General features: G+C 34.7%; 22 protein-coding genes, 1 tRNA gene and 4 pseudogenes. 18 read left to right on the top strand and 9 right to left on the bottom strand.

All coding sequences use genetic code 11. The features are described 5' to 3' along the window. Positions 1-105 precede the first annotated feature (105 nt). A complete protein-coding gene (locus tag AAGD69_RS06400; protein WP_341812059.1) occupies positions 106-465 on the top strand; it encodes a hypothetical protein in 360 nt (119 codons plus the stop codon). A 72-nt stretch (positions 466-537) separates the two neighbouring features. Here AAGD69_RS06400 and ribD read toward each other — a convergent pair whose 3' ends face one another. Continuing rightward, the gene (ribD, locus tag AAGD69_RS06405; RefSeq protein ID WP_341812060.1) at positions 538-1,755 is read right to left on the bottom strand and encodes a bifunctional diaminohydroxyphosphoribosylaminopyrimidine deaminase/5-amino-6-(5-phosphoribosylamino)uracil reductase RibD; all 1,218 of its coding nucleotides are present in this window, start codon (positions 1,753-1,755) and stop codon (positions 538-540) included. Then, positions 1,755-2,936, bottom strand: a complete 1,182-nt coding sequence (locus tag AAGD69_RS06410; protein ID WP_341812061.1) for a deoxyguanosinetriphosphate triphosphohydrolase — start codon at positions 2,934-2,936, stop codon at positions 1,755-1,757. Before AAGD69_RS06410 ends, ribD begins: the two co-directional genes overlap by 1 nt. A 47-nt stretch (positions 2,937-2,983) precedes the next feature. Between AAGD69_RS06410 and AAGD69_RS06415 the strand changes: the two genes are divergently transcribed. Both AAGD69_RS06415 and AAGD69_RS06420 read left to right on the top strand, forming a co-directional pair. Next, on the top strand, positions 2,984-3,445 hold the full coding sequence (locus AAGD69_RS06415; RefSeq protein ID WP_341812062.1) for a HesB/IscA family protein: 462 nt from the start codon (positions 2,984-2,986) through the stop codon (positions 3,443-3,445). A 39-nt stretch (positions 3,446-3,484) separates the two neighbouring features. Beyond that, entirely contained in the window at positions 3,485-4,159 is a 675-nt protein-coding gene (locus tag AAGD69_RS06420) for an ABC transporter ATP-binding protein (protein ID WP_253309781.1), read from the top strand. A gap of 246 nt (positions 4,160-4,405) precedes the next feature. Here the strand turns inward: AAGD69_RS06420 and AAGD69_RS06425 are convergent, their stop codons facing one another. Then, entirely contained in the window at positions 4,406-5,104 is a 699-nt protein-coding gene (locus AAGD69_RS06425) for an alpha/beta hydrolase (RefSeq protein ID WP_341812063.1), read from the bottom strand. Positions 5,105-5,259: 155 nt separating this feature from the next. Between AAGD69_RS06425 and AAGD69_RS06430 the strand changes: the two genes are divergently transcribed. The 6 genes and pseudogenes from AAGD69_RS06430 to AAGD69_RS06455 all read left to right on the top strand — a co-directional run. Beyond that, complete coding sequence (locus tag AAGD69_RS06430) at positions 5,260-6,396, top strand: cysteine desulfurase family protein (protein WP_341812064.1); 1,137 nt, start codon at positions 5,260-5,262, stop codon at positions 6,394-6,396. Positions 6,397-7,086: 690 nt separating this feature from the next. After that, positions 7,087-7,788: pseudogene (locus AAGD69_RS06435) on the top strand (transposase family protein); the annotation flags it as partial. Between the two features lie 244 nt (positions 7,789-8,032). Continuing rightward, positions 8,033-9,379: pseudogene (locus AAGD69_RS06440) on the top strand (IS110 family transposase). 72 nt (positions 9,380-9,451) lie between these two features. After that, a pseudogene (locus tag AAGD69_RS06445) lies at positions 9,452-9,847 on the top strand (IS110 family transposase); the annotation flags it as partial. An 84-nt stretch (positions 9,848-9,931) separates the two neighbouring features. Then, positions 9,932-10,942 carry an IS630 family transposase gene (locus tag AAGD69_RS06450; RefSeq protein ID WP_410529846.1) on the top strand — a complete coding sequence of 337 codons (1,011 nt, stop codon included), beginning with the start codon at positions 9,932-9,934 and terminating at the stop codon, positions 10,940-10,942. A gap of 9 nt (positions 10,943-10,951) precedes the next feature. Continuing rightward, positions 10,952-11,248: pseudogene (locus AAGD69_RS06455) on the top strand (transposase); the annotation flags it as partial. 64 nt (positions 11,249-11,312) lie between these two features. Here AAGD69_RS06455 and AAGD69_RS06460 read toward each other — a convergent pair. Further along, complete coding sequence (locus AAGD69_RS06460; protein WP_410529822.1) at positions 11,313-12,125, bottom strand: transposase family protein; 813 nt, start codon at positions 12,123-12,125, stop codon at positions 11,313-11,315. 443 nt (positions 12,126-12,568) lie between these two features. Here AAGD69_RS06460 and AAGD69_RS06465 point away from each other — a divergent pair, with 443 nt between their 5' ends. From AAGD69_RS06465 to dnaN, 3 genes are all read left to right on the top strand, one after another. Continuing rightward, on the top strand, positions 12,569-13,462 hold the full coding sequence (locus tag AAGD69_RS06465) for an RNA polymerase factor sigma-32 (protein ID WP_341812065.1): 894 nt from the start codon (positions 12,569-12,571) through the stop codon (positions 13,460-13,462). Further along, the gene (locus AAGD69_RS06470; RefSeq protein ID WP_341812066.1) at positions 13,455-13,952 is read left to right on the top strand and encodes an invasion associated locus B family protein; all 498 of its coding nucleotides are present in this window, start codon (positions 13,455-13,457) and stop codon (positions 13,950-13,952) included. The genes AAGD69_RS06465 and AAGD69_RS06470 overlap by 8 nt, the downstream gene beginning before the upstream one ends. 123 nt (positions 13,953-14,075) lie before the next feature. Further along, positions 14,076-15,233 carry a DNA polymerase III subunit beta gene (dnaN, locus tag AAGD69_RS06475; protein ID WP_341812067.1) on the top strand — a complete coding sequence of 386 codons (1,158 nt, stop codon included), beginning with the start codon at positions 14,076-14,078 and terminating at the stop codon, positions 15,231-15,233. 96 nt (positions 15,234-15,329) lie between these two features. On the opposite strand, the gene truA is transcribed toward dnaN, so the two are convergent. Continuing rightward, a complete protein-coding gene (gene truA, locus AAGD69_RS06480) occupies positions 15,330-16,067 on the bottom strand; it encodes a tRNA pseudouridine(38-40) synthase TruA (protein ID WP_341812068.1) in 738 nt (245 codons plus the stop codon). A gap of 141 nt (positions 16,068-16,208) precedes the next feature. Here truA and recA point away from each other — a divergent pair, with 141 nt between their 5' ends. The 6 genes from recA (at position 16,209) to plsY (ending at position 22,451) form a co-directional block, all read left to right on the top strand. Continuing rightward, positions 16,209-17,276 (top strand): recombinase RecA, encoded by a 1,068-nt coding sequence (recA, locus tag AAGD69_RS06485; RefSeq protein ID WP_341812069.1) that lies wholly within the window; start codon positions 16,209-16,211, stop codon positions 17,274-17,276. 172 nt (positions 17,277-17,448) lie between these two features. Next, positions 17,449-18,141 carry a phosphatidylserine decarboxylase gene (locus AAGD69_RS06490; protein ID WP_341812070.1) on the top strand — a complete coding sequence of 231 codons (693 nt, stop codon included), beginning with the start codon at positions 17,449-17,451 and terminating at the stop codon, positions 18,139-18,141. Continuing rightward, positions 18,138-18,908, top strand: coding sequence for a CDP-alcohol phosphatidyltransferase family protein (locus tag AAGD69_RS06495; protein WP_341812071.1), 771 nt, complete (start codon positions 18,138-18,140; stop codon positions 18,906-18,908). Before AAGD69_RS06490 ends, AAGD69_RS06495 begins: the two co-directional genes overlap by 4 nt. A 31-nt stretch (positions 18,909-18,939) precedes the next feature. Beyond that, the gene (locus tag AAGD69_RS06500; protein WP_341812072.1) at positions 18,940-20,283 is read left to right on the top strand and encodes an amino acid carrier protein; all 1,344 of its coding nucleotides are present in this window, start codon (positions 18,940-18,942) and stop codon (positions 20,281-20,283) included. Position 20,284: 1 nt separating this feature from the next. Further along, the gene (locus tag AAGD69_RS06505; protein WP_341812073.1) at positions 20,285-21,751 is read left to right on the top strand and encodes an amino acid carrier protein; all 1,467 of its coding nucleotides are present in this window, start codon (positions 20,285-20,287) and stop codon (positions 21,749-21,751) included. Positions 21,752-21,875: 124 nt separating this feature from the next. Then, the gene (plsY, locus tag AAGD69_RS06510; RefSeq protein WP_341812074.1) at positions 21,876-22,451 is read left to right on the top strand and encodes a glycerol-3-phosphate 1-O-acyltransferase PlsY; all 576 of its coding nucleotides are present in this window, start codon (positions 21,876-21,878) and stop codon (positions 22,449-22,451) included. On the opposite strand, the gene AAGD69_RS06515 is transcribed toward plsY, so the two are convergent. The 4 genes from AAGD69_RS06515 to AAGD69_RS06530 form a co-directional block, all read right to left on the bottom strand. Next, positions 22,442-23,455: a hypothetical protein gene (locus tag AAGD69_RS06515; RefSeq protein ID WP_341812075.1), complete on the bottom strand. Its 1,014-nt coding sequence runs from the start codon at positions 23,453-23,455 to the stop codon at positions 22,442-22,444. The genes plsY and AAGD69_RS06515 overlap by 10 nt on opposite strands. Positions 23,456-23,458: 3 nt before the next feature. Further along, positions 23,459-24,352 (bottom strand): hypothetical protein, encoded by an 894-nt coding sequence (locus AAGD69_RS06520; RefSeq protein ID WP_341812076.1) that lies wholly within the window; start codon positions 24,350-24,352, stop codon positions 23,459-23,461. Positions 24,353-24,404: 52 nt separating this feature from the next. Then, positions 24,405-25,316, bottom strand: a complete 912-nt coding sequence (locus tag AAGD69_RS06525) for a cation diffusion facilitator family transporter (RefSeq protein ID WP_341812077.1) — start codon at positions 25,314-25,316, stop codon at positions 24,405-24,407. A gap of 11 nt (positions 25,317-25,327) precedes the next feature. Continuing rightward, a tRNA-Val gene (locus AAGD69_RS06530) sits at positions 25,328-25,400 on the bottom strand. Between the last annotated feature and the right edge of the window lie 86 nt (positions 25,401-25,486).

Below are 25,486 nucleotides of genomic sequence, written 5' to 3' on the forward strand. Positions count from 1 at the left end.
TCTGCTTATTCTTCTTCTACTTCTCTCACATTATTTTTTCAATCACCTTTTGCAGCAGGTCTACATACTTAATCTTTTTATTAGTTTTACTTTTAGGAGATTGTTATGCCGAAAGATAACATATGGAAGTGGGAAAACGCTGCACATATAACAAAAATGGTTATTGAAGGTTTAGTTGCAGGTGCATCTTTAGCGGGAACAATAACAGCAATATTAATTGCTCCTAAAGTAACTGCTGAACCTGCATCTTTAGCACTTATTGCTAGACCTGCTGGAATTGCAGTTCTATTTGTTGCCGCTATATATTTTGCTGCAGCAGCTTATGTTTCATATCAGCAAATGAATGCGATTGGTGAAAAAGGACCTCAAGGTGATAAAGATGACGTTGTAAAAACATTACTTGATGAACTTAATAATGATGCTGTTAAACAGCAATTTAAGACTGCGCTTAATATTTCAAACTAATTAAATAAATTAGCATAACCAGAGGTAGATTTTCTACCTCTTTCTTTTTCCTTTCATTTGAATATGTAAAGGTTAAGGCAATCTATCCCACACCTCAGCTACATCCTCATCAAAATCTATTACCTTTGCTTTTTTGAACTGATAGCACTTGTTAATAGATTGAATTTCTAAATCTCCTATAAAAGGGATGGCATCATTACCTAGAATTTTACCACTACGGCAGATTATCAGCCTGTCAATTAAACTATGCTTCAGTAGCTCTGTGATTAACACTCCTCCACCTTCAATTAATAACCTTGTTATACCAACTTCTGAAACAAGTTTTGATGCCATGTCTTTTAGGCAGACTTTGCCAGCATTGTTTGAATTAACTACTAAGTAGTTAATATTTTTTATTTTTTTCTTTACTTTGTCGTTTGTAATCACCCAAGTTGCTGCCAAGCCTCTTGATGTCATCCAAGTAGCTGACACTGGGATCAATTCTTCTTCTTTTTTTCTAGATTCCAGCGTCACGCGCTGGAATGACACCGAAGAGTGAGCTGTTGGCTCTTTGCTTAAATCATAGCTATACAAGGGACCTGCAGTCTTTGCAATATTATGCTCTTCCTGCAATTTTTCCTGGCTATCAATAATTAGCCTTATTGGCGATCTATTTTCAAGTCCTGGTAATCTGCAAGTTAATAGTGGATTATCGTTAATAAGAGTATTGCTGCCAATCATAATTGCATCATATTTTGCTCTAAGCTCATGCACCCAATTTCTTGCATCCTCACTTGTTATCCATTTGCTATCGCCTGTAAATGTTGCGATTTTTCCGTCAAGAGTTGTTGCGATTTTGCAAGCTATAAATGGTCTATGTAATTCTTTAGTGGTGAAAAACCCGACATTCAGTTCTTCTGCCTCTTTTTGCATAATACCTTGCTCAACTTCAATTCCTGCTTCTTTCAGAGCTTTAATGCCTCCACCTGAAACTCTACTATCTGGGTCAATAGTTGCAATTACTACCCTTTTTACACCAGCTTTTATGATTTTTGCAGTGCAAGGCCCTGTGACTCCGTGATGACAACATGGCTCAAGAGTGATATATATAGTTGCACCATGAGTTGAATCTTTAGTGTTTTGCAAAGCGACTACCTCTGCATGCGGACGCCCACCGATCCCTGTATATCCCTCACTAATAATTGTACCATCCTTTACAATAACACACCCGACAGCAGGATTTGGTGCAACATTTCCAAGATTTTTTTCTGCAAGCTTTAATGCAATTGACATGAAGTGATCATCTGTCATTAGAAAGAAGTCATTTCATAGGAGGTATCAAAAATTCTTCTGTGCTCGTGTATGGCAAATCTATCTGTCATACCTGAGATATAGTCACATATTATTACTGAACGCTGAGATTCACAAGCGAGTTTGCTCCACTCTGTGGGAAGTAATCCTGGGTTTTCATAAAAACATTGAAAAAGTTCCTGTATTATGCGTTTTGCTTTGTTCATCGTTCTACTCAGTTTATAGCTTCTGTATATTTTCTCCATGTTGAATCTTTTCATTTCTTTTATAGCATTCGCAACTTCTGGTGAAAATGTGACTAGCATTTTATTTAGACTTCTTACGTCTTCTACGCTTTTTATTTTGTGATTTTCAATATTTCTTTCAGTCTGAGAAACAACATCACTTATCATAGTTCCTATAGTTCCACTCAGTGATTCATGTATGAGTTTGCTCTGAGGCAATTCTGAATATCCGCTCCTTACGTCTTTAAACATTTTTCCAATTAAAGGGACATTCAGCAAATCTTTGATGGTTACTAAATTTGCTCTGAGTGCATCATCAAGATCGTGAACACTGTAAGCAATATCATCGGCAATTGAAGCAACTTGCGCTTCAATGCTTGAAAATTCCTCAAGTTTTAGATCATATTTTTCATTATATTCTAATAACAGCTGATTATTTGTAGAAGAATCCGCGTTTTGACCAAGTAAGGGACCATTATGTTTTGCAACCCCTTCAATCACCTCCCAACTTAGATTCATACCATCAAAATCAGCATGTTTTTGTTCAAGATAAGTTAAAATCCTTATAGCTTGAACATTATGATCAAACTCATACTTCTCACTATCAACTTGAACTAGAGCATCCTCACCTGCGTGACCAAATGGGGAATGACCAAGGTCATGTGCAAGCGCTATGCATTCAGTGATGTCCTCATCTAAGCTGAGCCTGCGTGCAATGGATCTTGCAATTTGTGCAACTTCAAGGCTATGAGTCAGCCGAGTGCGATAGTAATCGTGCTCGTAATTGATAAAAACTTGTGTTTTGTACCCCAATTTCCTAAACGCATTAGAGTGAACAATGCGATTCCTATCACGCTGAAAGCAGCTGCGATTCTCATCTTCTGGCTCTTTGAAGTATCTCCCTTTTGTTTTGCTTGGAAAGCATGCATAACTTAATAGAAAATTATTGTTTGACATGTAAAATTTCTACTATAATAAATTATCAATAATAAACGGTGGTTGCTATGTCAACAAATTACAACATCAACTTAACTGATAATGCACTAAAAAAAATCCACTCTCTTGCAGAGCAGGAAGGGGATAAGAGTTCCGTTTTGCGGGTTGCAGTTTCAGGTGGTGGATGTTCTGGCTTCAAATACAATTTTCTTATGGATCAAATGAATAAAAATCTATCTTTGGATGATGAAGATGATGATTACGATGATGAGTTTGATGACGAAGACGAAGATGATGACTATGAAGAAAGCGAGGACTATAGAAGCCACTCCAGTTTTAGCGAAAAAGGTAAAGATATAGTAATTAATGATGAAAATGGCAATCCTGTATTAATAGTTGATAATTATTCAGCAAAATTTTTAAATAACTCAGTTATAGATTATACTGAGGATCTCAGTGGTTCTGGTTTTCAAATAAAGAATACCCTTGCTAAGTCTCAATGTGGTTGTGGTAACAGTTTTTCGGTTTAATTATTACCAAAATTTAGATGCCTTCTGGGTCTTTTAAACATGGGTGATAATGTAGCTCTAGAACTAACTTCTGTAGATAAAAGCTTCAAGGACAATTCTGCTGTTGTAAAAGACATCAACCTAAGTGTCACAAGAGGGCAAGTAGTAGCGCTGATTGGCAATTCAGGTGCAGGAAAAACAACTATATTGCAAATCGCAGGCTTGTTGGACAAGCCAACTTCAGGTATAGTTACAATAGATGGAATAAATTGCACACAAGCCAATAATAAGCATAAAACCCATGTAAGAAGAAATTTTCTTAGTTTTGTTTATCAATTTCACTATTTGTTACAAGAGTTATCGGTGTTGGAAAATATTATGCTTCCTCAACTCATTGCAGGAAAAAGCAAAGCTGAAGCAAAAAAAAATTCGCAAGCAATGTTGGAAAAATTTGGTCTGGAAAACAAAGCAAGTAGCATGGTATCTGAAGTTTCGGGTGGGGAAAGGCAGAGAGTTGCAATTGCAAGAAGCATTGTAAATTCTCCAAAGCTTTTACTTGCAGATGAGCCAACAGGAAATTTAGATCCAACAAATTCTTTTAACGTGTTTTTACTGCTACATTCATACGTAAAGGAAAATAACAGCTCTATGCTTATAGTAACGCACAATCATCTCCTTGCAGAAAAGGCAGACTGCATTTTCCAATTGAGAGATCGATCATTAGTGAAGTTGTGAATAGGAAAAATAGCACAATTTAAAACTACCTATGCCTTATACTTATCTAACCAATGATCATTAACAGAGTACAACTCGCATGAAACGCTTTCATTGCTTTTTATACACGGACTTTTTAACTTACGCTGTTTACTTAGGGAACACCCCGATAACATAAACACAGCTAAAACAAAAAATAATAGCTTTTTAAACATAACAAAACCTTTTCATTTATATTACTACACTCATTTCTCTTGTTTGTAAAGGTTAGGCATATTCTTTTACCCTTACCTCTTTTTTGACCTTTTGAAAAGAAATAGCTGCACTGTTTAAGCGCAGTTTTATATAACCATCTACGATTTGAGTCACTTCCTCTTCTTTATCCCTTAGAAAGTGATTAGTATCGTCTATTATATGGTATTTCATGTGATCACTTTTTACTGAATTTATTAACCTTTTTGCTAATTCTGTTACATCGCTTTCTTCTGAGATTGTATCGTTACTGCTTTGTATTATAAGCCCAGAAACTGGACAGGGAGAAAGAAAAGAAAAATCGTACTTAGTTACCGGAAGAGAAAGAGCAATAAAACCCACTATCTCAGGGCGACGCATTGTTAGCTGCATAGCCACCCATGCTCCAAAAGAAAAACCAGCGATCCAAATTGGAACGTTGCTAGGATTATGTTCCTGAAGCCAATCAATAGCTACCGCAGCGTCAGTTAATTCTCCTATACCCTTATCAAAAGTTCCGGTAGATTTTCCCACACCACGAAAGTTAATTTTCAATGCAGAAAAATTGTTATCGATAAAAGACGTATATATACCATGTACAATTTTACTACCCATATTACCACCATATTGAGGGTGATGATGTAAAACCAGCACAACCGGCGCGTTGGCATCTTTGCTTTGGCGGTATTCACCTTCTATCTTTCTTGTTGCATTATTCAAAAAAACTTCTACCATGGTAACTCCTAATAAAAACCTGCTTGACAGGTATTGATGACATGAATTATTAATTATGTATTAATTTCGCTGTTTTTGCAATAAATTTTTTATCGTGTTAAAGCTAACGTACATAGTTATGGCTATAGTTGATGGTAAACTTATTTAAGTGACAGATGAGTCCATTCTCTTTAGAAAATAGTGGTTGCGTATATGCTGATTACAATGCAACTGCTCCAATTAGTGAAAATGTAAAAAAAAGTATATTTGAGGTCTTGTTAAAACAAACGCTCAATCCATCATCACTACATAAAAGAGGACAAGAAGCGAGGAAGATTCTTCAGGATGCAAGAGATAACATACGTGATGCTCTTGGTGTTCCAAGTGATAAAGAAATAGTTTTTACGTCTGGTGCGACTGAAGCGAATAACCTTGTTATGAGAGGAATAGCAGGCTATCTGCATGTAATTTCAGCTATAGAGCATTCTTCAATTCTTAATTCTGCATGTAATCCATATATAATACCCGTTAATCTGGAGGGCATTGTTGACTTTTTAGAGCTAGAAAAAATTCTAAGCAAACTTAAAGGAAACAAAGCAATAGTTTCAGTTATGATGGCAAATAACGAAACCGGAGTTATTCAGCCTGTTAAGGAAATAGCTGAAATAGCACACAAATTTGGAGCAATTTGCCACACTGACACTGCTCAAAGTGTTGGGAAAATTAAAGTTAATATGGAAGATTTAGGAGTGGATTTACTCACTTTATCCGCCCATAAATTTGGCGGTGTAGCAGGCAGTGGAGTTTTAATATTCAATAAAGAACTTGCGATAGAACCTATTATAATAGGTGGTGGACAAGAGAAGGGATTTCGTGGTGGTACGGAAAATATTGTTGCGATTGCAGGCCTTTCTGCTGCACTGCAAAATATTCCAGACCTTCTATCAAAAATGGATGAAGTAAAGGAGCTACGTGATCAATTAGAGTGTGAATTATTAAATCTTGCCAGTGATATAAGAATCTTCGGTAAAAACTCTAAGAGGCTGCCAAACACAAGTTTTATTTATATGCCCGGAGTAAAGAGTGATGTGCAGCTCATGCATTTTGACTTGAATCATATTGCAGTTAGTAATGGTTCTGCATGTTCTTCTGGAAAAGTTGAGCCTTCCCATGTTTTGCTTGCAATGGGGGCAACAAAAGAGCAAGCAGAGTGTTCAATTAGAATCAGTATAGGTCCAGAAACTAAACCACAAGACATAAAAAAAATAGTCGATTGTTGGTATAATATCTACAAGAAGAACACCTTGGTATAGATAATACGTGGTATCATGCAGGGAGCTATAAATTAGATGTAAAAACTTACTTGACACCCTTCGCCAGCCCCCTTATCATAACACTGAAGCTATTTATTTATCTTCGCAATCTCTGCAGTGGATTAATGACAAAAAAACTTAATGTATTTGGCGTAAATCATGCTTAATTTTTTGCACTATGTGCACCTTATGTCTTTATAAAACTTTAGGTTTCTACCTATAAAAGCCGAAACGCGCTTATAAAGCGTTTAAGACAGTAAAAGACGTCAAATAGACAAGGGAGAATTTGAATACTAGCTACCACGCGTTTTCTATGCCTTTTTTTTCTGCCTGGTAAATTTCTTAAACATTTATAGCTAAGGTTAGTTGCATTTAAAAGCAGCTAAATTGAAGTGTTTAAGACTTAAAAAACGCCAATACTGAAAATAGATAGTAACCAGGGCTTCTTTTGCCTTTTTTTTCTGCCTGGTAAATTTCTTAATGTTTATGGCTTAGGTTAGTTACAAATTAAGAGCAATATTCACGGAAATGGTGTCATTCCAATGCTTGACACTGGGCACTTTAGACAATGTTACAAAAATAATATCATAAGACCTGCTGCAAAAGGTGATTGAAAAAATAATGTGAGAGAAGTAGAAGAAGAATAAGCAGATTGAGTAAGGTAAAAAAATGAGCTTTAGTTACTATAACATGAAGAAGCACCCAAGAAACTTTCGTAATATAACAGGTTTAACTATAGAGGAGTTCGAAAAGGTAGTGGAAAAAGTTAGGTCTGGGTGGGAAAGACTTGAAAAACAGAAAAAGTGCCATGGTAGAAGATCACAACTACCAACTCTAAAAGATAAGTTATTTTGCGTAATTTTGTACTATCGCACTTACATAACACATAGATTTTTAGGGTGCCTGTTCAATGTGCACAACGCAAATGTATGTAGGTTACTGAAGAAAATAGAGCCATTACTTGCCAAAAAAGTTACTATAACAAAAGATAGAAGTATGACACCAGAAAAAATACTGAAGATTCTGGCTGATATTACAGAACAGCAAATACAGAGACCAGAAGATAGTAAAAAACGGAAGAAATCATATTCAGGAAAAAAAAGAACCAACACTATGAAAACTGAGATTGTTATCGAAGAAGGTGGAAGAATTTTATCAGTGTCAAAGTCATATCGTGGTAGAATTAATGATTTTTGCATAAGGAAACAAGAAAAATATTTACCAATCGATAGCATAAAATATGCCGATTCTGGATATCAAGGTTGGCAAAAATTGCAAAGCAATGTTATAATTCCATATAAAAAGTATCGTAAAAAGCCATTAACTCCAGAGCAGAAAGAGCATAATAGAAGATTAGCATCATTTAGCACTGAACAGAAGAAATCTGTCAAACCAGGAAGAAACTCCTCAATTTAAGTTTTTAGTAGTTTTTAAGTATAGTTGTATAGGAAGCGCCTCTGAAGTTATAACCGAAATTTTCACTGGTGCCATAAGTACCCGTCGTTTAGCATGGTTTTGGGAGGAACGGTCAAATCATTGATGGAGTTTTTTAGGCTACCTCGGTTAGGAGATTGTATTATCTAACCGTTCCAAGCTGAAGCGTTTCCCTATTACAAATTATAATAAGGGAGTTACTATGAAAAAAGCAAAAAGTAAATTAGAGATCATGAATCCTGATGCAGCAGGAATAGATGTTGGTTCAGATGTACATTATGTATGTGTACCAGAAGGAAGTGATGAACAGCGTATACAAAAATTTAGCTGCTTTACAGAGGATCTCCATAACATAGCAAAATGGCTGAAGAAATGTAAAGTTACTACAGTAGCCATGGAGTCAACAGGAGTATACTGGATTACTTTGTTCCAAGTACTTGAATCATATGGACTTGAAGTAAAGCTTGCAAATGCAAGACATGTAAAAAATGTACCTGGAAGAAAGTCAGATGTTCAGGATTGTCAATGGCTTCAACAACTACATAGTTATGGGTTAATCCAAGGATCATTTAGGCCAGATGATCAAATGTGTGTATTGCGTGGTTATGTTCGGCAACGTAAAAACTTAATTGAAAACGCTGCTAAACATATTAATCGCATGCAAAAGGTGTTAGTACAAATGAATATTCATTTACATAAAGTGACAAGCGATATTACTGGCGTCACAGGAATGCAAATTATTAAAGCAATAGTAGAAGGTGAAAGGAATCCTAAAAAACTAGCTGAATTCAGAAGTGTGAATATGAAGAATGATAAGGCTACTATAGCAAAAGCATTAACAGGCGATTATAGAGAAGAACATTTATTTGTATTAAAGCAAGAATATGAAGCATATAATTTTTTTCAAGAAAAAATAATTGAATGTGATAAAAGTATAGAGAACTATTACAAAGCATTAGAGACGAAGTCCGATGAGAGTAAAGAGTTAGGTAAGGAAAAAAATAAGTCTAGAAGAGGCAGACCAAATTTCACCCTGCGTGAGGAATTGTATCGTGTAACTGGTATAGATTTCACTAAAATTCCTGGATTTGATGTACTAACTGTACAAACCATTATTGCGGAAGTTGGCATTAATCATAATAAATGGCGATCAGAAAGGCATTTTACCTCATGGTTAGGGCTTAGCCCTGCTAATAAGATTACAGGAGAAAAAGTATTTTGAACAAAAACTCGTAAAGTTATTAATCGTGCTACGAATGCCTTGCGAATGGCTGCTTATGCTGTGGGAAATAGTAAAAGTGCATTGGGTGCATATTGTAGGAGATTAAAAAAACGGCTAGGAGCAATAAAAGCAATTACTTCTACAGCAAGAAAATTAGCATGCATCTTTTACCAAATGTTGAAATATGGACAAGAGTATGTGGAAAAAGGAATGAGCTATTACGAAACACGTTACAAAGAGAGAGTTGTAAAAAATTTAATCAAAAAAGCACAGGAATTTGGCTACATATTAGTTCAACAAGAAGCGCTAGTTAAGGGAGTTTCTTAGGAGGAGATTGTATTACCAACCGCCCCAAGCTGAAGCGTTTCCCTTAATTACTGATTATATAAAGCAGTTACCATGAAAAAAGCAAAAAGTAAATTCATGATAATGAATCCTAACGCAGCAGGAATAGATGTTGGTTCAGCTTTACATTATGTATGTGTCCCTGAAGGAAGTGATAAACAACATATACAAAAATTTAGCTGCTTTACAGAGGATCTTCATAATATAGCAAAGTGGCTAAAGAGGTGTAAAGTTACAACTGTAGCTATGGAATCTACTGGGGTATACTGGGTTCCTTTATTTCAAGTACTTGAATCATATGGATTCGAAGTAAAGCTTGTAAATGCGAGACATGTAAAAAATGTACCCGGAAGGAAGTCAGGCGTCCAGGATTGCCAATGGCTCTAACAACTACACAGTTATGGATTACTTCAAGGATCATTCAGGCCAGAAAATCAAATGTGCGTACTACTACCAATTCCCATTACAAGGCGAACAGATGGACAATGATGGAAGAAAAGCCATAATGAAGTAAGTAAAATAGTTGAGGTATAAATGGCATTAAGATCAAAATTATTGGATGAAAAAGTAGTAGAATCAGCAAAAGAAATGCTGAAGAAAGTAAGAAATAATGCATATGTCTCAAAAAAACTAAATGCTGTAATTGCAGCAAAAAAGTACAGTATAATGGCTGTAGCAAAAATATATTGCATTTCAAGAAGCGTACTAACTTCGTGGGTAAAACTCTTGAAATTTGGCAGAGAAGAAAAACTGTTTGCTCCTCCACAACGCCGTAGAAAAACTAAATTAAATCAGGCTCAACTACAGCAAATTGAAGAGTGGATAGAAGAAAATCCTAACATTACCATTAAAGAAATGAGAATAAGAATCCAGGAAAAGTTCAGATTAAATATCAGCAAATCTACAGTACACCGCCATATGCAAAAGATGAAATTCTCATATATTACACCAAGGCCAGTTCATAATGGACAAGATAAAAGCAAACAAGAGGAATTCAAAAAAAATCTCAATGGAGCTATTAGCAAGTATCCAGAAAAAGGGCTATTTTTCTTTGATGAATCAAGGTTTGGCACACATTCAAAGGTTGGACATGGGTGGTTTAAAAAGGGGATTAGAACACAGGTTAAAACAAAATTAGGTAGGCAAAATTTCTATTTCTATAGTGCAGTTAATCCTAGAAATGGAGAGAGTTCTAGCTTATTTGCACCAAATGTCAACACTGATTGCATGAACATATTTCTTGAGCAGATGTCGCAATATCTAGAAACACGAGAGGCTTTTCTCGTTATGGACTGTGCTAGTTGGCATAGGGCAAAAAATTTAAAGGTACCTAAAAATATCGATATTATATACTTACCTCCATACTCACCTGAGCTAAATCCTGTTGAGAGGCTTTGGTTATATATAAAACAGAACATTTTGCGCAATAAAATATACGATACAATTGCTCTGCTTGAGGGTGCTTTGTGCAAATTTATTACTTCTCTTGCCAGCTCCACAATTAAACAACTCTGCAATGTCTCCTCTTTGACTGGCCAACAATGAAAATTGGTATTACTAGCTGAAAGTGAAGAGAATAATCGAAGAAATGGGAGGAATGGAAAGACTTTACGGACAAGTGCAGGTTCATTTGAGCTATTGACGCCAAGGGACAGAGAAGGAAGTTTTGAACCACAAATAGTCAAAAAAAGGCAGACAAACTTACATCCAGAGCTTGAAACGAAGATTTTGAGCACGTTTGCCAGTGGTATGAGCTACAGAGATATAGCGTCGCATGTAGAAGAGATTTACGACCATAAAATATCAGCGGCAGAGATATCAAGTATTACCGACAAATTGCTACCAGTAATCAAAAGACCTGCTGAGAATCAAGCAATAAAAAGAAGGAAAGGAGGGTGACTAAAATCAAGGTTAACTAAAAGGCGTGCTTAAGATTCACAATACCAGCAATAATATTGAACCTCAGGTTGTATTTTTTCTGAAAATTGCGGTAAACATGAGACATAATCTTAAATATCTTTATCTCACGGATCTTATTTTCTACTCTCATTCTAAATGATGCTAATCTTCTATTATGCTCTTTCTGCTCTGGAGTTAATGGCTTTTTACGATACTTTTTATATGGAATTATAACATTGCTTTGCAATTTTTGCCAACCTTGATATCCAGAATCGGCATATTTTATGCTATCGATTGGTAAATATTTTTCTTGTTTCCTTATGCAAAAATCATTAATTCTACCACGATATGACTTTGACACTGATAAAATTCTTCCACCTTCTTCGATAACAATCTCAGTTTTCATAGTGTTGGTTCTTTTTTTTCCTGAATATGATTTCTTCCGTTTTTTACTATCTTCTGGTCTCTGTATTTGCTGTTCTGTAATATCAGCCAGAATCTTCAGTATTTTTTCTGGTGTCATACTTCTATCTTTTGTTATAGTAACTTTTTTGGCAAGTAATGGCTCTATTTTCTTCAGTAACCTACATACATTTGCGTTGTGCACATTGAACAGGCACCCTAAAAATCTATGTGTTATGTAAGTGCGATAGTACAAAATTACGCAAAATAACTTATCTTTTAGAGTTGGTAGTTGTGATCTTCTACCATGGCACTTTTTCTGTTTTTCAAGTCTTTCCCACCCAGACCTAACTTTTTCCACTACCTTTTCGAACTCCTCTATAGTTAAACCTGTTATATTACGAAAGTTTCTTGGGTGCTTCTTCATGTTATAGTAACTAAAGCTCATTTTTTTACCTTACTCAATCTGCTTATTCTTCTTCTACTTCTCTCACATTATTTTTTCAATCACCTTTTGCAGCAGGTCTTGCAATTGGTATGCCTAAATTTGAAATAGTCGCATAAAATTATTTACTCTGGAAAAAACTTACGTTGCTATGCAACAAAGCCCACTGGGATCTAGAAAAAAGAAATGTGGATTCCAGTGTCAAGGCACTGGAATAACAACACTTACTACGTATTTAAACTATAATGTTCATCATTACACGCTGGCAGGATGTCATATATAGTGTTACCCAGGTAGCTGATGCTGGGGCTTATCGTCTTTAAGATCCCAATTAGATAGAAGGTTTGTACTTTTTTCAAATCAAAGCTTGAATTTTTGCTGGCAAATCAATATATTATATATATGAAGTTTTAATTTAAGTTATTATGTTGACCCCAATGGCAAGCTTATGTGTTGATAGCAGAACCAATCTCATCCAATATATTGCTAGAGTGCAAAAATTTCCTATGCTGTCTCAAGAGGAAGAGGTACGATTAGCAAAAAATTGGAACCAATATAAGGATATTTCTTCTGCTCATAAATTGATTACCAGCCATTTGAATTTGGTAGTAAAAATTGCAATGAAATTCAAAAATTATGGACTATTGTTGATGGACCTGGTCATGGAAGGGAATCTGGGTTTAATGCATGCAGTGAAAAAGTTTAATCCTGATTTAGGGTTTCGTTTTTCAACTTATGCAGTGTGGTGGATTGAAGCTTCAATAAAAGACTTTATATTGAAATCTTGGTCGTTCGTGAAAATAGGCACAACGCAAGCACAAAGAAGACTATTTTTTAGTTTACGTAAAATAAAAAAAAGAATTTTACAGTATACAAACAGGGAAACTTTAAGCAATGAAGAAATAAAAGCAATATCTAATGAGCTTTCTGTATCCGAAGGAGACGTTCTGCAGATGAATTACCGTTTGGCTTGTAAGGATCAGTCGCTAAACGATTGCATAAAAATAGGTGATGACTCTAAAAGGGAGTTACAAGATATGATCCCATGTAACTCGGTCAGTCAAGAAGTAACCTATCAAAATCATGAAGAAAAAGAATTAAAAGAAACAATTTTAAACAATGCACTAGCAAGCCTTAACGAAAGGGCAAGAGACATTTTTATTAGTAGATACTTGTGTGAAAACACTCAAACTCTGGATGAACTTAGTAAAAAATATTGTGTTTCAAGAGAAAGAATAAGACAGTTAGCTGAGCAGGTGATGGCCAAGGTAAAACGATATATACAATCTGAAAGTTTGAAATTTGGTTTGCATGCGTAGTTTTTTTATATTTCTAATATTTTTTTCAATAGGCGCTTTTGCATCGGTTAGTGATGTGCAATTGAAGGAAAAATACAAAGATTGGCTTGTATATACTGCATCAGAAGATAGAGAGAAAGTGTGTTACATTGTATCTTACCCTAAGACAAAAAGCGAGCATTATAAAACCAATCGCAAGCCGTATGTAATGGTCAGTTATGTTGATAAAAAAGCAGATGAGGTAAGCGTTACCTCTGGTTTTCAGTATGATAAGGAGCCTGTAGCTCTCAATATCGACAAAAAAATTAAATATACACTGCCTATAATACAGGGAAGTTTTGCGTGGGCAGAGCATACAAAAATAGATCAAGATCTCATTCTAAAAATGAAGCAGGGATTATCAATGGTAGTGAATGGAAAAGCAAAAACAGTAACCATTGATGATACTTATTCCCTACTTGGTTTTCAAAAAGCGTATCAAAAAATGCATGATTTATGCCATACAAAGTAAATCATTGTAACAGAATACCCAGCTATAGTATAAACTAGACTACTCTTTCAATGGAAATATAAATAGCACTTTACTTTATATGGGATGTGGATATCATTTAAAATATATTTTTGAGAGTTAGCAATGTCAGAGGTTGCAGGTGTAGATACAGAAATAAAAAAGCAAAATTCTGTGTGCGAGCAGATGCGTTTTAGCGTGAGCCGCACAAGTCTTTTAAATACATTATCAAGAGTAAGTGGAGTGGTTGAAAGACGTAATGCAATAGATGTTTTGGCATGTATAAATATCAAAGCACAACACGGCAACATAAAATTAATGGCAACTGATCTTGACATTTCAATGTTTGCCTCACTTGCTGCAACCGTATTAACAGAAGGAGAAGTAAAAATTTCAGCGCATACTTTACATGACATAGTGAAGAAGTTACCCGCTGATTTGGATGTCAATTTTGAAGTAAACAACCAAGGAAAATTATTGATGTCTTGCGGAAATGCAAACTTTTCTTTACAGAATGTAGTTTCAAGCAGCTTTCCTGCTCTTGAAGAAGACAATTATAAACATGATTTTATTCTACTAAATACGGACCTGATAGACTTATTAACTAAAACAAAATTTGCTGTATCACTAGATGATACAAGGTATAATTTAAATGGAATATATCTACATACAGACGAACAGTTTCTGTACTGCGTTGCAACTGATGGTCACCGTTTATCATGTATAAAGAGACCAAAGCCTGGGAACATCAATGGCGAATTTGGTGTGATCATTCCATGTAAAACTGTTATGGAGCTGTTAAAAATATTGGACGATTGTAATGAAATTAATGTAAAACTCTCAGACAGAAAAATCAAGTTTACATGCGGTGAATATATTCTAATATCAAAATTAATAGATGGGACTTTTCCAAATTATAAAGCAGTTATTCCAGCATCTCAAGACAAGCATATGATTATTGAAAGTAAAAAACTTTCAGATGTTATAGATCGAGTTTCCGTTGTTGTATCTGATAAAGTAAAATCCATTAAATTCTCACTACAAGAAAAGCTGCTGACTCTGCATTCAAACTCTCAAGAGTGCAATGATGCAACTGAATCCATAGAAGTGGACTACAATGAAGCCCCTATAGAAATAGGGTTTAACTCGCGTTATTTACTTGATGTTCTATCCTGCATAAAAAATAAATGTAAGTTTAGCTTAGCCGATGGTAATAGTGCTACAATTATCACTGATGAAGACGTTTCAAGTGTATTATATGTAGTGATGCCAATGAGAACTTAAACTTGTCATCCCGCTTCTTGTTAGCAGGATCTGGAGATACCGTGGCGGTATGACGTGTTGTTACTTATTTCACTAAGAACGTTACTTTTTATTAAATTAGTAATCTATCTTTACCAAATATAAGCCAAAAGGTGGTGCAGTAACTCCAGCTGCATTTCTTTTGCATTGGTGTAATATATTTAGCATTTCTTGTGGATTAGTTCTATTTTTTCCAAATTCAACTAAAGTACCCACAATGATCCTCACTTGGTTATGTAAAAAGGAAATAGCAGATATTTTGATGTGTATATGATTCCCATTTTGTATTATATCGATATCATCAATTGTTCTCATCGGATTTGCGGCTTGACAATCTTTTGAACGAAAACTTGAAAAGTCATGTTTTCCAAGTAGATGTTTAGCAGCTTCACGCATAATATTTACATCAAGTGGGTTAAACACTTGCCATACATAACCTGTCTCCAGAGCGGCAGGAGCATAGCGATTAACTATTCTGTATTCGTAATATCTTTTTTTTGCTGAAAACCGTGCGTGAAACGCATCATCTACAACTTCTGCATTCAGTACAACTATGGGAATTGATTTTAAATGATAATTTATTGCGTTTCTTATTCTATAAAGCTCAAATTCCTTTTCCATATCAAAATGAGCAATTTGTCCTAAAGCATGAACCCCTGCATCAGTCCTGCCACCGCAGTACAAAGTAACTTTCTCACCACTAAAATTAAATATAGCATTTTCTATGGCTTCCTGGATTGAATTAGCAGAATGTTGCTGCTTCTGCCAGCCAGAGAAACTACTACCATTGTATTCTATCGTTATTTTGTATCGCACTGCAGAGTCTATCTAACTTTCTATCTTAATATAATTTAGGTAGCTAATTTTTCTACGATAACGTTCTTCGTTATTAAAAAACCCTTGTTAGGTTGTTCACGTTCGATTATCATGGAAGTTATACAAGTTAATAAATGATCCATGGCAAACAACTCAGAAGAAAGAAATAATGATAAGCAAAAAGCATTAGATAAAGCAATAAGCCAGATTGAAAAAGCATTTGGTAAAGGTGCAATAATGAAGTTGAAGCAAAACCCTGTAGAGAAAATAGACACAATATCCACAGGATCAATTGTGCTTGATTCGGCTCTAGGTGTTGGAGGTCTGCCAAAAGGACGTATAATTGAAATATTTGGTCCCGAGAGTTCTGGTAAAACCACTCTTGCCTTGCACGTGATTGCTGAAGCACAAAAAAAAGGAGGATCATGCGCATTTATCGATGCAGAACATGCATTGGATGTCTTATATGCTCGTAAACTTGGGGTAAGCACTGATGATTTAGTAATTTCGCAACCAGACACTGGGGAACAAGCATTACACATTGTTGAGTACTTAGTGTGTTCTGGTGCGGTTGATGTGATAGTTATTGACTCTGTTGCAGCGTTAACTCCAAGAGCTGAAATTGAAGGTGATATGGGTGATCAACATATGGGGCTACAAGCAAGGCTTCTAAGTCACGGGCTACGAAAGCTAACCTCTGCCGTTTCAAAAGCGAACTGTATATTGATATTTATTAATCAAATTCGTATGAAAATAGGAGTAGCGTATGGAAATCCTGAAACTACCACGGGTGGAAATGCATTAAAATTCTATACTTCTGTAAGGCTTGACATAAGAAAAGTTGGTGTAATAAAAGACAAAGAAAATATTACAGGCAATGAAACAAGAGTTAAAGTTGTAAAAAATAAAGTTGCTCCCCCATTTAGAGAAGCGAAATTTGATATAATGTACAATGAAGGTATATCAAAACTCGGAGAAATAATAGATATGGGAGCAAAGCTTGGTGTGCTTGAAAAAGCAGGTGCTTACTATTCATATAACAACACACGTCTTGGACAAGGAAGAGAGAATGTAAAAACTTACCTAAAAACAAACAAAGAAGTCGCAAATGAAATAGAAATGAAAATCAGAGATTTACTCAGAAATCATGATAATTCTATTATAATAGACGAGGATAGTGAGCAACTTTTAGAAGAATCAGTGTTCTGATCTAAACTTAGTTTGTGTTGGATGGGTTGTTACAGTATGACGGTAACTCTATGTGTGCTAATCTGTAATGTTACCTTGTATCAAGAGGACTTTGCTGAAGCAGTTAAAAAAAGCTTTTCATGAGAAATTATAAATGATAAATTGTTAACAATAGGTTATTGTGAATAAGATTATGTGTTTTAGTTTACCTAATATAAACAGGGAAGGTTATTTATTTATAGTCGTTGCCTTGATAGTAACGTGTATAGCATTCTCTATATCTTGGGGGTTTGGTGTTACGTGCTTGTTTCCGACATTATTGTGTACTTATTTCTTTCGCGATCCAACAAGAGCTGTGCCAAACAATAAGGATCTTATATTAAGTCCTGCTGATGGTGTGATTTCAAAAATTGAAGAAGTTAATTATCCTTTATCGGCAGAAAATGGAGAAGAGAAGAAGTTCATGCTTGTTAGCATATTTTTAAGTGTTTTGAACGTCCATGTGAACCGTATACCAATATCTGGTACGATAAAGGAAATGAATTATAAAAAAGGCAAGTTTGTATCCGCAATGAGCAATAGGTCTAATAACGAAAATGAAAAGCAGGTTATTGTGATTGAATACGAAAAGGGAAAAGAAATTATTGTGGAGCAAATAGCTGGATTAATTGCACGTCGTATCGTTTGTAATTTAGGAGTATCCCAGAATGTGAAAGCAGGTGAAAGGTTTGGAATTATAAGATTTGGTAGTAGAGTGAATATTTATGTTCCTGCTGATATAGAAGTCAGAGTTTCAGAAGGGCAAACTGTTATTGGTGGTGAAACAATTATAGCAAACTTAAATAATGAAAACGTTCAAGAGAAGCTTACTTTTGACGTTATATGAATAACGATGGAAGTAACAGTAGATTCTTACCTATTACTAAATTATTCCCAAACTTTATAACTTTATTGGGTTTATGTTCTGGTCTCACTTCACTTAAATTTACATTTAATGAACAATGGGAATTCTCAGTAATTTTTATCATCATTGCAGCAATAATAGATGGAATGGATGGCAGAATAGCTAGAATTCTAAAATCAACTAGCGATTTTGGAGCCCAGCTTGATTCTTTTGCAGATTTTCTAAATTTTGGTGCAGCGCCTGCATTTCTTTTGTATTTTTGGAAGCTAAACGAAATCAAAGTCATAGGTTGGATTTTAGTAATGATATACGTAATCTGCATATCAATAAGACTTGCAAGATTTAATGTTTCGCTACACTCAGAACAATCACACTGGGAAAAATTTTTCTTTTCTGGTGTTCCAGCTCCAGTGTGTGCTTTACTTTCTTTGTTACCAATAATTATTACCTTTCAATCTCATGAGAGTGAATACTTACTTTTCATAGAGCGATTTTTTAACACAAGAAACGTAGCTTGTTACTTTCTGGCCATTTCATTTTTTTCGATAAGTCACATTCCAACTTTCTCTGCAAAATATATTTATGTTCCCAAAAGCCTATCCTATATATTTGTGTCATTTTTTGGAGTACTTATTATATTTTTCATCAGTAAGCCCTGGATGACGCTACCAATTTTAGGTGTAGTGTATGTACTTACTATTCCAGTAAGCACTGGGCTTTATATATATTACTCGTATAAAGCTCGTTAGCTATAAGTTGTAATAAAAAGTAGTGAGCAGCATGATTGTAAAAATAAGTGAACTGTTAAATTCATTTCTGTACATAAAGATATTCAACATTCCATTTATAATTATTTGGGTAATTGCAACTGGGGTTTTTTGTACCATCCAATTCAAATTCACTAACTTTAGATTGTTCAAGCATGGAATACAGACGCTATTCAATCTAAAGTGTAATAACAATAACAATGGCATAATCACTCATATTCAAGCGTTTGCAACAGTAATTTCAGGAACAGTTGGTCTTGGAACAATATCAGGAGTTGCAATAGCTATCACAATAGGGGGTCCAAGTGCAGTTTTTTGGATGGTAATTACCGGAATACTTGGTATGTCGATAAAGTTTGCCGAGGTGGTACTTGCATTCACCTATCGCTCTGAAAATGCAACTGGCGGGGCTTTTTATTACATGAAGTACGGGCTTGCAAAAATTGGATTTGCAAAAACTGGTAGATTTCTTGCCTTTACTTATGCGATTATGCTACTTATTGCAATGATTTTGGGCGGTATACCATTTCAAGCGAATCAGATAGCAGCATTGTCAAATAACCTCTTCGAATACAACGCATCTATTATTATATCCCTGCTTGTCTTTATTGTAATATTGGGAGGAATAAAGCACATTGCTTTCGTTTCAACGAGCTTAGCACCAATTATGATAGTGCTATATATGGGTATGTGTATATATTTAATTTATGTAAACAGAAGTAATTTGCTGAATGCTCTATCCATAATATTCCAAGACATCTTCAATAAATCAGCTATAGGAGGCGGAGTATTGAGCGGATTAATAGCAGGAGTGAGAAGATCAGTGTTTGCTAACGAAGCAGGTACCGGAACAGCAGCTATAGCACATTCAGCTGTAAAAGAAGAAGATCCAATTAAAGTTGGATGCGTTGCAATGATTGCACCACTTATAGACACAATATTAATCTCATTTTTGACTGGTATCGTGATAATTATTACTGGTATGCATAGCACTGATAACGTGGGTGATATTACACTAATTAGTTCGGTATTTTCAACAGTTTTGCCCTTGTTCAGCAAGTTAGTTTTTCCGCTAATGATGTTTTCCTTTGCATTTTCTACAATAATAGCTTATTGTTACTACTGTGAAGTTGCTCTGCTGTATTTATTTGGTAATAAAAAAATACTGATACCGTTTCAAATTCTTATAGTGGTTTCAGTGTATATTAGTTGTATGTCAAAAAATATAGAATTTATATCTTACCTAGGCGACAGTTTGTTCATGTGCATTATGATTCCAAATGCTGTTGCAATATATCTACTAAGAAGGGAAGTTTTGAATACAATAGATTCTTATTACAATTCTAAAGGGTATTAACATGATTTATAGATTACTTTGTATGGTGTTATTTTGCCTATTGTTTAATGATGTGTACGCTGCTTCAGGTTTTTATGAAAGTTATGATGCTGTGTTAAATGGAATAAATAACTTCATGAATGAAGTGCTGTTTTTCAAAATCCTTTACGTGCCATTTATAATCTTTCTACTAGCTTTTGGTTATGTGTTTCTAACATTACGTTTTGGATTTCTCAACATAAGAATGTTTAAGCATGCGTTTGCTATTTTATGTGGAAAATATGACACGAATCACCATAATGGTCATATTACGCATTTTCAGGCATTTATGACTGCACTTTCAAGCACAGTAGGCCTTGGAACTGTTGCTGGAGTCGCAATTGCAGTTTCAATGGGAGGGCCAGGAGCGGTACCTTGGATGATGATTACAGGTTTTTTTGGTATGTCAGCAAAATTTGCCGAAGTGACTTTAGCATTTAGACATAGAACAGAAGATCAGGAGCAATTTTTTAGTGGTCCCTTTCAGTATATAAGGAATGGTTTGGAGGAATTTGGATTTAAAAAACTTGGTATTGTTTTAGCTGCAATATATGCAGTATTCTTTGTATTATCAGGTCTTGGTGGAAGTGTAGCGTTTCAAACCAACCAAATGGTTTCAATATTATCTGGCTATTCAAGTTGGGTAGATGGTCACTCTTGGTTTCTTTCTTCCATAATCTCTGCGCTGCTTGCTCTAGTGATTATTGGCGGAATTAAAAGGATAGCTAGAGTATCTTCTGCACTAGTGCCTATTATGTCACTCATATATATATGTAGCTGTCTTGTTATTATTGGATTTAATATCCACAATCTTGGTCACACATTTAAGATATTATTTTCCAGCATGATAGATTTTAATGCTGTTGGCGGAGGGATGGTAGGAGCATTTGTTGCTGGAATTCAAAGAGCAATTTTTGCCAGCGAAGCTGGTGTTGGCTCTGCTGCAATTACTCATGCAACAACTAAAGATGAAGAACCAGTAAGAACTGGACTAGTCGCTATGATAGAACCATGCTTTGACACAATGTTAATTTGCTGTTTAACAGGAATAACAATAGTAATAACAGGTGCATACCAGACTAGTGTTGGTGAAGGGATATTAATCACTCAAAAAGCATTTGAGACAGTTTCTCCTTGGTTTCCTATACTTCTAACAATAGCTGCACCTTTGTTTGCATTTTCTTCAGTAATTTCGTTTGTATATTGTTGTGAAATGGGGTGGCTATATTTATTCGGTGCAAAAAGTATAGTGATATACCGCATAGCAGTAATAATTGTAGCGTTTTTTTCTGGTCTTTCTAAAGATATAATGGCTATTGCCAATATCGGTGGAACTTTGTTCTCTTGTTTAGCTCTCATCAACATGACAGCGCTTATACTGTTTAGTAATCAGATTAACGATGAAGTTCAGTGCTACCTAAAAAGGCTGAGGAATAATAAAATTAATTAAATCTTTGATATATGTGGAGAGGTATAGCTATAATAAGTAAGATTTCCCTACGTCATACCGCCGCGGTATCTCAGCCGCTAACAAGCAGTGGGGTAACGAGGTCTTTCGATAGTAAATCTTACCTGTGTTAGCTATAGTTCTCATATTATCCTACGTACTCGGTTCAATACCGTTTAGCTTAATCATTACAAGAATAAAAGGGATAAACTTAAGAGAAGTAGGTTCAGGAAACATTGGCGCTACAAACGTTGCAAGAACAGGAAATAAATGTCTTGCTGCTCTGGCATTACTTCTGGATTCCTTAAAAGGATTCATCGCCGTTTATATAGCACAACAATTTTGTGATAATAACGATTTTTATATATATGTATCTGCAATTTTAGCAGTTTTAGGGCACATGTTTCCTATTTGGCTAAAATTTAAAGGAGGCAAAGGAGTTTCAACAACTCTGGGAGTGTTGATAGCACTTAATATGCCAATTGCCTTGATATTTATATTTGCCTGGATAGTGGTATTTTTTATCTTTAGATATTCTTCCCTTGCTTCATTAAGTGCTATTACAATAGCCGTGATAACTTCATTCTTTTTCAAAGTGGATCTATTCTTAACATTACTAATTATAGGAGCACTGATTTTTTTAAAACACCACAGAAATATTGTGAATCTTCTGCAAGGTAAAGAGTATAAATTTTATAGATAATGTACTGCCAAATTATTGACACTTAAACTACGAGACAAATTGCTTGACGGTATGATTTTGTCCTCTTTGTTTAAGTCTATGATTTTTGCTTTTGTTATATTCTCTACTTCTTGAGGTGTTAAAAGACCATCTTCAATGAATTCCTTTTTTGTTTCTCTTATTTTTTCATAAAGTTGAGTAACGTGATCTTTATTTCCTTCATATACACTTTCAATTTCTAACTCTAGCTTATGTGAAGCTCCTTTTTTTAACATTTCATCCATTGCTGCTTTTGTTACTTCTAACCTTTCTTGCAAAATTTTCTTTATTTTCTCCTTATCATTTTCGTTATTTTTACTGAGTTCTACATATACTCTATAGCATCTTTTACTTTGTAGCAGCATCTTTAACTTATTTAACATTCTAACCACTTGACCTTCAATAGTTTTCTCAGCCTTTAATTTAAACTCTGCTACTTCTTTTTTTATGATTATGTTAGCTACTTCTGCAGCTTTATAGTACAAAATTCTACCTACCAAAAAGTTTCTACAGAGTACATCTTTATTTAATAATTCTAAAAAAACTTTCTCTTCAATGCTTTCAAATAAATTTTCTTGATCATCCAGGCCATGCTCTTTCAATTTATCTTTTATATAACGACTTACGTCAAAATTCTTATTTACGTCAAGACACTGTAATTTATTCAATTTTACAGAACCAATATTTTTTATTAATGTCAGTACGATTTGTTCAGTATAACCTGCACTAAAACTTAATAACTTTCTCATGAAAGGGATGCTAACTTCTTCAACAAAGTCATCAACTATCTTCTGACTATTACTATCGTCAGGGTTATTTTGAAGTTTATACCAAGCATTAAAAATTTCTTTACTGTTTTTCTTGTTTTTTAACCTGTCTAACATAAACTCACGTGCTTTATTTTGTGCTTCTGAGAGCACCATTTCCCTTGGGGGAGTAAATCTAATTTCTGGATCAGGATGAATACTCTCTAGCGTACTTACCATCCTTTAGACAATACCGGTAAAACAGGTGTTAGGGATTCGCTCTTTTCTAGAGAAAGTTTGGCTATCAAGCAAATTTGTAATTAACGTGTCTTTTTTATTTTTTACAGCTTCTCTGTTTCCATCATTGCAGGCTCTAAGAGTTAGAAGTAAAATTTGTCCGCCTGTGAAGCTAGAGCTATGCTTTTGATCATCTTTGCAAAAGTCATTTAAAAATGCAATTACTCTTCCTTTATCTTCATCACTAAATTGACGATAATTAAGTTCATATAAATCATTTATATATTCAACAAATTGCTTAAATTCTCTATCATTAATAACGTCTTCTGATACTTTTTCACCATACTTATGTCTTAATTTGTGAACGTTATTATTGATATCATCATTTAATTTATGAGGAAGCAAATGTTCGAGCTTAACATCAAAACTATTAACCATACCACGCAAATTCTCTTTTATACCTTCCAAAAAAAAATTTATAGAAGCTTTAAGCAGCGTAAATGGGTTAAAATCTTTTGGCCTTAGTTCACTCTGCAATAAAATTAATAGCATTGTAAGTGGTATAGTTCCCAGCAACGAAATTAGTAAGAAAGTGGAGGTGAAAGTGAGATATGTTATGAAAGCAGAAAACAAGAGGAAGGCTGCTACCTTGATTGCATTGTTCTTAAAAAATATTTCCCAATATTCCCTTTTGCTCATTTTTTGCTGTTTTGCCGTTTTTATTTCTTTGTAGATATAAAGAGTTTTAATTTCAGACCTGAAGAATATAGTACCAAGAGAAAAAAGAACACTAACGGGATTAGTGATAATGCTTAAAGAAACAAAAGTTGCAAAATAACTAACAAACTTTAGCCTGCTAGATTCCTTTGAAGGAAATTGTAATTGAGAAATACCTATCATAGCTTACCTTCAACATCATTACACTCTAGTAATAGCATAGTAATTTAAAACGTCAATGTTTAAGTATCTTATTATCCGCACACTCATCGTATTCGATCTCGACTGTAGAGTGTGCTATCTCGAACCTATTTAGTAGTATTTTTTTTATCTCATACAAAATATCAGTGTGTTGTCCATCTTGCTTTACTTTGACATGCATGGTAATTATAAAATAATTATCAGACAGTGACCATGCATGTATGTGGTGCACATCTATCACTTCAGGTAATTCTGATGTGATCTTACTTTTTATTTTCTCAGTAGATATCCCTTCAGGTGTGCCTTCAAGAAGTATGTGGCAAGAATTCTTTAGAATTTTGTAGCCACTATTCAAAATGATTACACTGACAAATACCGATAAAATCGGATCCACCATTTGCCATCCAGTAAACATGATAATTATGGATGCAAGTATAGCAGCTACAGAACCTAAAATATCTCCTATAACGTGTAGTACAGCACTTTTTATGTTTATATTGCTCTCGCATTTACTATGTAATATAAAAAAGACTATAATATTAGAGATCAGGCCAAGTGTAGCAATTACTAACATTACTTTCCACTCAACATTTACCGGAAAAATAAATCTTTTTATTGACTCAATTATAATGATTACTGCAATGAAGAATAAAGTTAAACCATTAACAAATGCTGCAATTATCTGCAACCGATGATACCCGTATGATCTTTGAAAATCAGATTTCTTAGCTGAAAATTTGTGTGCTAACCAGCTTAAAACTAAGGCAAAGAGGTCAGTGAGCATATGCCCTGCATCTGATAGTAGAGCAAGCGAATGTGAAATTATTCCACCTACTATTTCCATAAACATTGTTATCGCAACTATTATTATGGAATAGATTAAGCGCTTGGACTGTGCTGCTGAGTGTTTGCCGTTATGCACTGCTGTCATATAAAATCTTTTCATGAACAAAAACGTGGGTAACACTGGGTTCGAACCAGCGACCGCTTGCACGTCAAGCAAGTGCTCTACCAGCTGAGCTAATTACCCATCGTGGTTTTAGTATAGTGCTTTGGTGGAATGAAAGTCAATTTGCTTTTAAATTCTTACCCTATCCTAATGTAACGTTAGAATTT

Source organism: Wolbachia endosymbiont (group A) of Conops quadrifasciatus (assembly GCF_964027015.1).
GTDB lineage: Bacteria > Pseudomonadota > Alphaproteobacteria > Rickettsiales > Anaplasmataceae > Wolbachia.